10 protein-coding genes, 1 tRNA gene and 2 pseudogenes are annotated in these 10,750 nt (G+C 45.1%); 7 read left to right on the forward strand and 6 right to left on the reverse strand.

What is annotated here, in order from left to right:
- Positions 1-75: 75 nt before the first annotated feature.
- Positions 76-918 (reverse strand): ion transporter, encoded by an 843-nt coding sequence (locus ACQEXR_RS19140; protein ID WP_427020940.1) that lies wholly within the window; start codon positions 916-918, stop codon positions 76-78.
- A 63-nt stretch (positions 919-981) separates the two neighbouring features.
- On the reverse strand, positions 982-1,620 hold the full coding sequence (locus tag ACQEXR_RS19145; protein ID WP_138971561.1) for a YchE family NAAT transporter: 639 nt from the start codon (positions 1,618-1,620) through the stop codon (positions 982-984).
- 633 nt (positions 1,621-2,253) lie between these two features.
- On the opposite strand from ACQEXR_RS19145, the gene adhE reads away from it, so the two are divergent.
- A complete protein-coding gene (gene adhE, locus ACQEXR_RS19150) occupies positions 2,254-4,953 on the forward strand; it encodes a bifunctional acetaldehyde-CoA/alcohol dehydrogenase (protein WP_331418473.1) in 2,700 nt (899 codons plus the stop codon).
- A gap of 335 nt (positions 4,954-5,288) precedes the next feature.
- Here the strand turns inward: adhE and minE are convergent, their stop codons facing one another.
- The 3 genes from minE to minC are packed head-to-tail and all read right to left on the reverse strand — an operon-like array spanning position 5,289 to position 7,046.
- Positions 5,289-5,552 (reverse strand): cell division topological specificity factor MinE, encoded by a 264-nt coding sequence (gene minE / locus ACQEXR_RS19155; protein WP_138971563.1) that lies wholly within the window; start codon positions 5,550-5,552, stop codon positions 5,289-5,291.
- Positions 5,553-6,365, reverse strand: a complete 813-nt coding sequence (minD, locus tag ACQEXR_RS19160) for a septum site-determining protein MinD (protein WP_138971564.1) — start codon at positions 6,363-6,365, stop codon at positions 5,553-5,555. It abuts the gene before it with no gap.
- Between the two features lie 18 nt (positions 6,366-6,383).
- Entirely contained in the window at positions 6,384-7,046 is a 663-nt protein-coding gene (minC, locus tag ACQEXR_RS19165) for a septum site-determining protein MinC (protein WP_331418476.1), read from the reverse strand.
- A gap of 161 nt (positions 7,047-7,207) precedes the next feature.
- Between minC and ACQEXR_RS19170 the strand changes: the two genes are divergently transcribed.
- The 3 genes and pseudogenes from ACQEXR_RS19170 to ACQEXR_RS19180 all read left to right on the forward strand — a co-directional run.
- Positions 7,208-7,498: a YcgL domain-containing protein gene (locus ACQEXR_RS19170; protein WP_269376086.1), complete on the forward strand. Its 291-nt coding sequence runs from the start codon at positions 7,208-7,210 to the stop codon at positions 7,496-7,498.
- 44 nt (positions 7,499-7,542) lie between these two features.
- Entirely contained in the window at positions 7,543-8,508 is a 966-nt protein-coding gene (locus ACQEXR_RS19175) for a lytic murein transglycosylase (protein ID WP_138971567.1), read from the forward strand.
- Between the two features lie 163 nt (positions 8,509-8,671).
- A pseudogene (locus tag ACQEXR_RS19180) lies at positions 8,672-8,737 on the forward strand (IS200/IS605 family transposase); the annotation flags it as partial.
- A gap of 34 nt (positions 8,738-8,771) precedes the next feature.
- Here the strand turns inward: ACQEXR_RS19180 and folD are convergent.
- A complete protein-coding gene (folD, locus tag ACQEXR_RS19185) occupies positions 8,772-9,635 on the reverse strand; it encodes a bifunctional methylenetetrahydrofolate dehydrogenase/methenyltetrahydrofolate cyclohydrolase FolD (RefSeq protein ID WP_269376082.1) in 864 nt (287 codons plus the stop codon).
- Between the two features lie 202 nt (positions 9,636-9,837).
- Here folD and ACQEXR_RS19190 point away from each other — a divergent pair.
- The 3 genes and pseudogenes from ACQEXR_RS19190 to tnpB form a co-directional block, all read left to right on the forward strand.
- A tRNA-Arg gene (locus ACQEXR_RS19190) sits at positions 9,838-9,914 on the forward strand.
- A gap of 229 nt (positions 9,915-10,143) precedes the next feature.
- Positions 10,144-10,464: an IS66 family insertion sequence element accessory protein TnpA gene (gene tnpA, locus ACQEXR_RS19195; RefSeq protein ID WP_427020941.1), complete on the forward strand. Its 321-nt coding sequence runs from the start codon at positions 10,144-10,146 to the stop codon at positions 10,462-10,464.
- A 5-nt stretch (positions 10,465-10,469) separates the two neighbouring features.
- Positions 10,470-10,643, forward strand: a pseudogene (gene tnpB, locus ACQEXR_RS19200) (IS66 family insertion sequence element accessory protein TnpB); the annotation flags it as partial.
- Positions 10,644-10,750 lie beyond the last annotated feature (107 nt).

Genomic DNA, 10,750 nt, shown 5'->3' on the forward strand with positions numbered 1-10,750 from the left:
CGCTTCTCGCTTCTCGCTTCTCGCTTCTCGCTTCTCGCTTCTCGCTTCTCGCTTCTCGCTTCTCGCTTCTCGCTTCTATTCTTCCCCAACCACCACTCTATTATCCGGGTCCGCCAGCTCACTACCACAATGTTTACAGTGAAGGGCATCTGAATCATGACCGGAACGATTACAGTTAGGACATTTGACTAATTGCTTATGGGCGTTCATCTCACTGCTCAGTTCTGCGGTGATGATCCCGGTTGGAACCGCTAAGATAGAGTAACCCAGTAGCATGGTTAACGAAGCGATCGCTTTACCTATATGTGTTTGTGGCACCATGTCTCCGTACCCGACAGTGGTGATGGTTACAATCGCCCAGTAAATACTCTTCGGAATACTCGTGAAGCCATTGTCTGGCCCTTCAATAACAAAGATCAGTGCACCAAAGATAGTGACTAAGATGCCAACCGTACTAAAGAAGATGATGATCTTACGGCGAGCCATCAGCAGAGAACGTAAAAGGATGTTCGAGTCTTGCAGGTAGCGGACCAGCTTGAGGATACGGAAAATACGCATGACACGTAACAGTCGCACCACGCCCATAAATGACGCACCTGGGAAAAAGATAGCCAGATAAGTGGGTAAGATCGCCAGTAGGTCAACGACACCATAAAAGCTGGTGGCGTATGAGCTTGGCTTAGGGGAACAATAGAGCCTCAGCAGATATTCTATGGTGAACAGCGCAGTAAATGTGTATTCGATGTAGCGTAGCTCTTGTGACCACTCTGTCATCACATTTGGCAGAGACTCGAGGATTAGAACCACCAGTGAAGCGATGATGGCAAAAATTAACGCGATATCAAAGGCGCGACCGGCAGGGGTATGGGTGCCGAAAATGATCACATACAAATGATGTTTAAAAGGCTTGCGAGGCATGATGTTGCACTGTCATTGTTAAACACGAAATGAATGGCAACATCATACCAGAAGATAGCGAGATTAGGCTAAACCCGGGAACAGGTTACGCAGACCGTTAGCGATAAACTCTATACCCAGTGCACCGAGGATCAGACCCATGATACGAGTGATGACGTTGATTCCGGTTTGGCCAAGAAAGCGAACAATTAAAGGCGCTGAGCGGAACAACAGCCAAGTACAAAGACTGAATAGCAGGATAGTGACGATGATCCCCATAGTGTCGAACATCGCAGGGTAGCGAGAACCGTAGACGATGGTTGAGCTGATCGCACCCGGACCGGCCATCAAAGGCATAGCCAGTGGAACCACACCAATCTGTTCGCGGCTGACGTATTCGGTTTTCTCCTGCTTGTTCTGCTTATCTTCGCCCAATTTACCGCTCATCATCGAGAAGGCGATACTTAGCAGCAGCAGGCCACCGGCAACACGAAACGAATCGAGAGAGATGCTAAACATATCCAATAGCATTTGTCCGGCGAGTAGCGAGACAACCAAAATAATTGCGACGGCAATGTTAGCGGTAACGGCAGTCTTGTGCTTCTCTTCCTGAGTCATATGCCCAGTCAATGAAACAAATACCGGCATGATCCCAACGGGGTTAACCGCCGCCACCAAGCCAAGAAAGAACTGCAAAAATATAGCGATTTCGAACGTTTGCATTCGTGATCCTAAAAGTAATCAACAGAGGGAACAGGTCATTTGCGGAATATAGTCGAAAATATATTCATCGACGAATGAAAAAAACTAAAGCAGAACCTCTTTCATTACTGAGAAAATCTTATTATTGAAAGAATAGTAAACACAAATGACACACTTTGTTACGTAGAATGAACAAGCTTGCGGGCTGATGTTTACACAAACGTTAACAATTGCACATTTTCAATAAAAAATAAGTCCAATTGTAGAGAGAAATGGTCCATTGGATATACTCTCAGTAGCACAAAGTTTGTGGACTACATGTAAGTTTGTGGCCAAAAAATGAAACTTTTTTACAAGATGTTGAGATTTTTCGTGGTTGTCTGACTGTTTGCTTTATTTTTGTTCAACAATAAAATGTGATCTAAATTGTTATTTATCATTAGGTTACGATTGTTTTTGGGATTGGTGTACCACTTATTGGGTAAATAGTTTTTCAGAACTGATCTGGGTCAATTTTTTTCACAACCTGAAATAATATACTCAGCCTTGAAAGCAATTTACTAAGAAGCCTGTTCTGATTGCTGACAAAGAAGACTTCCGAACAGCACTCTTAATAAAAAGTTTTTAATATTTGCTAATTTTAGGAGAATCCCTATGCCTGTAACTAATATGGCTGAACTAGATGCAATGATTGCTCGCGTCAAGAAAGCGCAAGAAGAGTTCGCTACTTACTCTCAAGAGCAAGTAGACAAAATCTTCCGCGCTGCGTCTCTTGCAGCTAACCAAGCTCGTATCCCGCTAGCTCAACAAGCGGTTGAAGAATCTGGTATGGGTATTGTTGAAGATAAAGTAATCAAGAACCACTTCGCTTCTGAGTTTATCTACAACAAATACAAAGACGAAAAAACATGTGGCATCCTTGAAGAGGATGACAACCTAGGTACTATGACTATCGCTGAACCAGTAGGTATCATCTGCGGTATCGTACCAACAACTAACCCAACTTCTACAGCGATCTTCAAATCTCTAATCTCTCTGAAGACTCGTAACGGTATCATCTTCTCACCACACCCACGTGCTAAGAACTCTACTAACGACGCAGCGAAACTTGTTCTAGAAGCAGCAGTAGCAGCAGGTGCTCCAAAAGACATCATCGGTTGGATCGACCAGCCATCTGTAGAGCTTTCTAACGCTCTTATGAAGCACGATGACATCGCTCTTATCCTTGCAACTGGTGGTCCAGGCATGGTTAAAGCAGCATACTCTTCTGGTAAGCCAGCAATCGGTGTAGGTGCAGGTAACGTTCCTGTAGTTATCGATGAAACAGCAGACATCAAACGTGCTGTAGCATCTATCCTAATGTCTAAAACTTTCGATAACGGCGTAGTATGTGCTTCTGAGCAGGCTGCAATCGTTGTTGATGAAGTATATGACGAAGTTAAAGAGCGTTTCGCTTCTCACAAAGCTTACGTTCTAAGCAAAGCAGAAGCAGAGAAAGTTCGTAAAGTTCTTCTTATCGATGGTGCACTAAACGCGAAAATCGTTGGTCAACCAGCTCCAGCAATCGCTGAAATGGCAGGCGTATCAGTACCAGCTGACACTAAAGTTCTAGTTGGTGAAGGTCTAGGCAAAGTCTCTTACGACGACGCATTTGCACACGAGAAACTATCTCCAACGCTTGGTCTATTCCGTGCAGACAACTTCGAAGACGCAGTTGCTCAAGCGGTAACAATGGTAGAGATCGGTGGTATCGGTCACACGTCTGGTCTATACACTAACCAAGACGTAAATGCAGACCGCATCCGTTACTTCGGTGACAAGATGAAGACTGCTCGTATCCTAATCAACATCCCGACGACTCACGGTGGTATCGGTGACCTGTACAACTTCAACGTTGCACCTTCTCTAACTCTAGGTTGTGGTTCATGGGGTGGTAACTCTATCTCTGAGAACGTAGGTCCTAAGCACCTAATCAACAAGAAAACTGTAGCGAAGCGAGCTGAAAACATGTTGTGGCACAAACTACCTAAGTCTATCTACTTCCGTCGTGGTAGCCTTCCAATCGCACTTAGCGACCTAGAAGGTAAGAAACGCGCATTCCTAGTAACTGACCGTTTCCTATTCAACAACGGTTATGCAGATGACGTAGTGCGCCTACTTAAAGCTCAAGGCATGGAAGTTCAAACGTTCTTCGACGTAGAAGCAGATCCAACTCTATCTGTAGTAGAGAAAGGTGCTGAAGCAATGAAGAGCTTCCAACCAGACACAATCATCGCTCTAGGTGGTGGTTCTCCGATGGATGCTGCGAAAATCATGTGGGTAATGTACGAGCACCCAGAAACTCACTTTGAAGAACTTGCAATGCGCTTTATGGACATCCGTAAACGTATCTACAAGTTCCCTAAAATGGGTAAGAAAGCTGAGCTTGTATGTATCACTACAACTTCAGGTACGGGTTCAGAAGTTACTCCATTCGCGGTTGTTACTGACGACAAGACTGGTGCTAAGTACCCACTAGCTGACTACGAAATCACGCCAAACATGGCTATCGTTGATGCTAACCTTGTTATGAACATGCCTAAGTCTCTAACAGCATTCGGTGGTTACGATGCAGTAACTCACGCTCTAGAAGCTTACGTATCAGTTCTAGCGAACGAATACTCTGACGGTCAGGCTCTACAAGCACTTAAGATGCTAAAAGAGTACCTACCATCAAGCTACGCGAACGGTGCAGGCGACCCAATCGCTCGTGAAAAAGTACACAACGCAGCAACTATCGCTGGTGTAGCATTTGCGAACGCATTCCTAGGTGTTTGTCACTCTATGGCGCACAAGATTGGTGCTGAGTTCCACCTACCACACGGTCTGGCGAACGCACTACTAATCTCTAACGTGGTACGTTACAACGCGAACGACAACCCAACTAAGCAGACTGCATTCTCTCAATACGACCGTCCACAAGCACGTCGTCGTTACGCTGAGGTTGCTGACCACCTAGGCCTAAGCCAAGAAGGTGACCGTACTGCTCAGAAAATTGAACGTCTACTAGCATGGTTGGATGAACTAAAAGCTAACCTAGATATCCCAATGTCTATCCAAGCGGCTGGTGTATCTGAAGCTGATTTCGTTGCTAAACTAGATGAACTAGCAGTTGAAGCGTTCGATGACCAATGTACAGGTGCGAACCCACGTTACCCACTAATCACTGAACTAAAAGAAGTTCTACTTGCTTCTTACTACGGTAAAGCGTTCGTAGAAGGTGAAACTTTCGAAGGTACTACAGTTATCAAAAAGAAAGCTGACCAAGTAGCGAAAGACGCGCCTAAAGCGAAAAAAGCAAAAGCTGAAGCGTAATAAGTAAGATTCAGTTTGAGATAGGTTTTCGCTAGCACGAAACCTACTTATCGGGAAAAGACCAAGCCCCAGTCGAAAGACTGGGGCTTTTTTTTGAGATGCGAGAGGTTAGAACGCTACGCTCCGAGAACGGGCTGCGCCCTACGAGATTATAGACCGGACTTCGTCCTTCGAGAGGAGCTTGTGATGAGTGAATCGAAAGTTGCAGGCAGCGCTTGCTGATATTTAAGCTTAATTACCTGAATTTAAAAGAAAAGGGTTGACGCTCTCACGTCAACCCTTTTTTCTAGCTTCTAGCTTCTAGCTTCTAGCTTCTAGCTTCTAGCTTCTAGCTTCTATTTTTCGTCATCTGGAAGCTTAATATTGAGCTCAAGAACGGAAATATCATCATCTTTGTGCTCAAAAGATAGGTCGACCATTGATGGATCAACCGCGACGTATTTGCCGATGACTTTAAGGATATCTTCCTTTAGCTGAGGCAGATAAGACGGTGCAGGGTCGCTTTGACTGCGACGCTCTGCAACGATGATTTGTAAACGCTCTTTGGCTAAGTTGGCCGAGCTTTTTTTCTGCGGACGGAAAAACTCTAGTAATGACATTTAGCCTCCGAAAAGTCGTTTGAAAATCCCTTTCTTCTGTTCGGTCAGGAAGCGGAAATCCACTTGCTGGCCAAGCAGACGCTCTACCGTATCATCATAGGCCATACCTGCATCTGACTGATCATCAAAAATGACTGGTACACCTTTGTTTGAAGCGTTCAGCACAGCCTGACTTTCTGGAATAACCCCAAGAAGCGAAATATGCAGAATTTCTTCTACGTCTTCAACGCTAAGCATTTCACCCTGATTAACGCGAGCAGGGTTGTAACGTGTAAGCAGCAGATGCTGTTTTACAGGCTCAAGCCCCTCTTCGGCACGAAGTGACTTAGAGTCGAGAATACCTAAAATACGGTCTGAATCGCGTACTGAAGAGACTTCTGGATTGGTGGTCACAATGGCTTCATCTGCAAAGTATAGCGCCATCAGAGCGCCTTGCTCGATACCAGCAGGTGAATCACAGATAACGAAATCAAAGCCCATCTCATCCAGCTCATCAAGAACGCGGCGCACGCCTTCTTTGGTTAGTGCGTCTTTATCACGTGTTTGTGAAGCAGGAAGAATGAATAGATTGTCGGTACGTTTGTCCTTAATCAAAGCTTGGTTTAATGTTGCTTCACCATTGATGACATTAACGAAATCGTACACAACGCGACGCTCACAACCCATGATTAAATCAAGGTTACGTAGGCCGATATCAAAATCGATAACCGCGGTTTTCTTTCCTTTTACAGCCAGGCCTGATGCGATAGCGGCGCTGGAGGTTGTTTTACCCACCCCGCCTTTACCTGATGTGACAACAATAATGCGTGCCATTATGTGTTCCTTATAATATTAAATCGTTAACAACTCGAATTTGAGCGAGTCGTCGTTCAAACTGAACATAACTTTTTGCTGCCAGAACTCTTCGGAGAATTGCTCCGTAAGCCAGTAGTGTCCGGCAATCGACATTAATTCGGCATTAAGTTTATTGCAGATGATGACTGCACCAGTGTTCCCACTTGCGCCGGCAATCGCTCGGCCACGAAGTGTTCCGAGGATATGAATAGAACCATCTGCGATAACCTCAGCTCCTTCACTGACATGATTCAGTACGATAAGATCGCTGTCTTTGGCATAGATCTGTTGCCCTGAGCGAACTGGAGTACGAACAATTTTTGTCGCGCTCATTTTTGCAGGTGCTTGAGTAGGCGACTTACTGGTAGACATCACAGCAAAGTTGGCCTCAGAAGCCAAGTTTTGCGTACGCTTGTCTTTGCAGCCAGTAACGCCGACAGGAATCATCCCAGCTTGAGATATGCCTTGTTTTAGCCTCGAAAAGTCAAGATCGCTTTCTACTTTCGCGATATTGATTACCACGGGCGCGTGAGCGAAGAAAGCAGGGGCTTGCTCGACCTTTTGTTGTAAGAAATGAATAGTTTTTTCCACATCGTTGTCAGAAAGGTGCAAAACTGACAAAGTGAAGCTACTGCCTTTTAGGTCTGGAGTATTTGACATCTTTTACGTACAACCTCTTAAGGGCGTTGCCTGAGACTAGGGTTGTCATGTTATATTCCTAGAATAAGCTCAGCAAGTTATCTTGTGCCCAATTGACCGTTTTGCTTAAAAAAATAGCGAAACATTGACGTTCCATGAATTAAAACGATAAAAGGCTTCCAATGCTTTGTGCAATATACAAAAGTTCTAAAAAAGAAGGTGCTTACTTATATATCCCTAAAAAGGATGATTTCTCACAAGTTCCTGACACATTAATGCAGATGTTTGGCAAACCTATTATGGTTATGGTGGTGAAGTTAGAGGGGCGTACACTGGCTCAAGTAGACGTAGAGAAAGTGAAGCAGTCACTGAAAGATGACGGTTTTTTCCTTCAACTACCGCCACCACCGAAAAATTTACTCGATGAATATAAAGAGCAAAAACAAGCTCGTCAGCAGTCTGAAGAAGAATAAAATTATATTCGGACTGTTAGATTCTGTTGCTCAAGGAGGGCAATGTGAAAAAACTAATGTCAGTCGCTCTAGGGGTCACGCTCGCCTCATCGGTTTTCGCTAATGAAGTGAGCTTTGAGGAATACGTTGAAGGTTTAAAAGTTGAGGCTCGCCAAAACGGTATTTCTGAGGCGGTTATTGAGCAAGCGTTCGATAATGTCACCCACAAACCGCGTGCGGTGAAAGCCGATAAGAATCAACCTGAGAAAAAACTCACCCTAGATGAGTATATTCCACGCGCAGTGCCCGATTGGAAAGTAAAACAAGCTAGAGAGCTCTACAAAGAGCACTATGCTGAGCTGAGTCGCATTGGTGAAGAGTACGGTGTTCAGCCACGGTTTATCGTTGCACTCTGGGGCGTAGAAAGTAACTTTGGTCGTTTTACGGGTAATTACCCTGTGATTGATGCGCTGTCGACGATGGCTTATGACGGTCGTCGTGAAGACTTTTTCCGTAAAGAGACCATGGCGGCGCTGCAGATTCTTGAACAGGGTCATATTGCCGTTGAGGACTTTAAAGGTTCTTGGGCTGGCGCGATGGGGCAATGTCAGTTCATGCCAAGTTCGTTCCTATCTTTTGCCGCTGACGGTAATGGGGATGGCAAGAAGGACATTTGGAACACCGAAGCGGATGTGTTCGCTTCCGCCGCTAACTATTTAAGTCAGTCAGGTTGGAACGATACTTACACTTGGGGGCGTCAGGTAAAACTGCCAAAGGGTTTTGACATGAACCTAGAGGGACGTGTCGAGGGTAAAGAGAAAACCTTAGCGCAGTGGAATCAACTTGGTATCACACGTTACGATGGAAGCGCATTGCCACAAGTGAATGTCAATGCGTGGCTGACGGCGCCAGACAATGCCAACGGCCGAGTCTATCTGGTTTACAACAACTACAATGTATTGATGAAGTGGAATCGCTCTTATTACTTTGCACTTGCTGTTAGTCATTTAGCGGACAGAATTACACTGTAGAGAATCAATTTGTTAGCAAAGGAGCTCATAGAGCTCCTTTTTCTTTTCTAACCTTAAACCACCTTCTTTAGAAGGTGGTGATCGTTCCTTTGGGCTATGCCCGAAGAACGCTCATGTTCAAGATGTCCTCGTTTGTAACCAGCAAATGAAGGAAATAAAGAACATGAGCAGATATGAATCCGCCTCACACGTATATTACAGGTGTCAGTACCACATAGTCTGGACGCCAAGCACCGACCCTTCAAACTTTCTCCAGTTCTACGCTATTTCTTCTTGGTATGGAACTGCTCACACGCCAGCATGGTGTTTTCGATTAAGCTTGCCACTGTCATTGGTCCCACACCGCCAGGTACAGGTGTAATGAAGCTCGCTTTTTCTCTTGCTTTATCGTACTCGACGTCACCGACCAGCTTTCCTGATTCAAGACGGTTAATACCCACATCGACTACGATAGCACCCTCTTTGATCCAGTTACCTGGGATAAAGTTAGGTTTACCTACTGCGACTACAACCACATCAGCCTGGCGAACGTGGCTCTCAAGATCCTTAGTAAAGCGATGACACGTTGTTGTTGTACAACCTGCTAGCAACAACTCAAGAGTCATTGGACGGCCAACAATATTTGATGCGCCTACGATAACGGCATGCTTACCACGTAGTTCGACATTGTAACGGTCTAGTAGAGTAATGATCCCTTTTGGCGTACAAGAGCGAAGCTTAGGGATGCGTTGAGCTAGGCGTCCAACGTTGTAAGGGTGGAAACCATCAACGTCTTTTTCTGGGTGGATGCGCTCTAGCACATGAGTGGCGTCGATACCCGCAGGAAGGGGCAATTGAACCAAAATACCATCTATCTGAGCATCTTCGTTAAGCTCATCAATCAACGCAAGCAGTTCCTGCTCGGTTGTGGTCGCTGGAAGGTCAAATGATTTGGAAACAAAACCGACTTCTTCACAAGCACGGCGTTTACTTCCGACATAAACCTGTGACGCAGGATCTTCACCAACGAGCACAACAGCAAGGCCTGGTGCACGAAGACCCGCCTCTTTACGAGCTTTAACACGTGCTGCAACTTCTGAACGAACAGTTTGTGAAATAAGAGTTCCATCGATATTTTGAGCTGTCATGACTTTCCTTAAGAAATGAATGGCGACGTATTTGCAGCGCATTGTCGCAAATTATTTGACGAACATCTATAAGCAAACGTTTGCTTTGTGGTGGTTTTAATCAAATAAGAGTTCAGTGGCCTTTTTTTAGTCATTCAGATCAGAATGTTAAGAAAAGCTCTTGTTTTAACGCCTCGAACTCGTATAATCCTGTCCCTGTAGCGCGCCCTTAGCTCAGCTGGATAGAGCACGTCCCTTCTAAGGATGTGGTCGTAGGTTCGAATCCTACAGGGCGTGCCATTTTTTACGGGGCGTAGCAGGTTAGTACTTGCTACGCCCTTTTTCGTTTTCGAAGTTTTGGGTCTAGTAATGGGTTCAGTAAGGCTGCAACTAAACGTAATTAGATGAAATGCATTTGATATGTAACCTCACATTCTCAAGCATCTAGAGTAAGCGCGTCATAAAACCCGCATTCTAATCGTCTAGCCCGAATAATAAGATCAAATCTCCAACCCAAAGGAGATTTGAAATGGCCAAACGACGCACTAACCAAGAATGGCGAACCCTGTTTGAACACTATGAATCTAGCCAGCTATCACAACGATTATTCTGTGAACGTAACGGACTGAGCCTTTCCACTTTTTACGCTAAGCGCCAACAGTTAAAGCACATCGAAAAACCGAACACGGTTGGCTTTGTTAAAGCAGAAGTCGTCGAAAAAACCACTAGGTATCAAGCCACTCACATTGCAGTGGCCAACATGACACTGATTGTCAACGATGTTGAACTGAGCATCCCACAAGGCACGCCAGCGACCTATCTGGCAGAACTTATCGGTGCGTTATCATGAAACGTATGCTCAACGCTCCAGAGATTTATCTCTATCGTGAAAGCGTCGATTTTAGAAAGTCTATCAACGGCCTGGCTGCGATAATCGAAAGTGACACCGACTTACCTTTAGGAAGTGGCGCACTATTCCTGTTCACCAACAAACAGCGCGACAAAATCAAAGTGTTGTACTGGGATAAAACAGGCTTTGCTCTCTGGTATAAACGCCTCGAAAAAGACGCCAAATATCAACCCAGAAAGTCAAGATGTTGCCGAGCTACAAGCGATGGTGAAAGCGCTGATGGCGT

The organism is Vibrio sp. TRT 2004, from assembly GCF_050113735.1.
Classification (GTDB): domain Bacteria; phylum Pseudomonadota; class Gammaproteobacteria; order Enterobacterales; family Vibrionaceae; genus Vibrio.

Excerpts from the sequence above, each read along its gene's own strand:
- ACQEXR_RS19140 (WP_427020940.1), bottom strand. The coding sequence starts at position 918 with ATGCCTCGCAAGCCTTTTAAACATCATTTGTATGTGATCATTTTCGGC.
- tnpA (WP_427020941.1), top strand. The coding sequence starts at position 10,144 with ATGGCCAAACGACGCACTAACCAAGAATGGCGAACCCTGTTTGAACAC.
- minD (WP_138971564.1), bottom strand. The coding sequence starts at position 6,365 with ATGGCACGCATTATTGTTGTCACATCAGGTAAAGGCGGGGTGGGTAAA.
- ACQEXR_RS19170 (WP_269376086.1), top strand. The coding sequence starts at position 7,208 with ATGCTTTGTGCAATATACAAAAGTTCTAAAAAAGAAGGTGCTTACTTA.
- folD (WP_269376082.1), bottom strand. The coding sequence starts at position 9,635 with ATGACAGCTCAAAATATCGATGGAACTCTTATTTCACAAACTGTTCGT.
- minC (WP_331418476.1), bottom strand. The coding sequence starts at position 7,046 with ATGTCAAATACTCCAGACCTAAAAGGCAGTAGCTTCACTTTGTCAGTT.
- adhE (WP_331418473.1), top strand. The coding sequence starts at position 2,254 with ATGCCTGTAACTAATATGGCTGAACTAGATGCAATGATTGCTCGCGTC.
- minE (WP_138971563.1), bottom strand. The coding sequence starts at position 5,552 with ATGTCATTACTAGAGTTTTTCCGTCCGCAGAAAAAAAGCTCGGCCAAC.
- ACQEXR_RS19145 (WP_138971561.1), bottom strand. The coding sequence starts at position 1,620 with ATGCAAACGTTCGAAATCGCTATATTTTTGCAGTTCTTTCTTGGCTTG.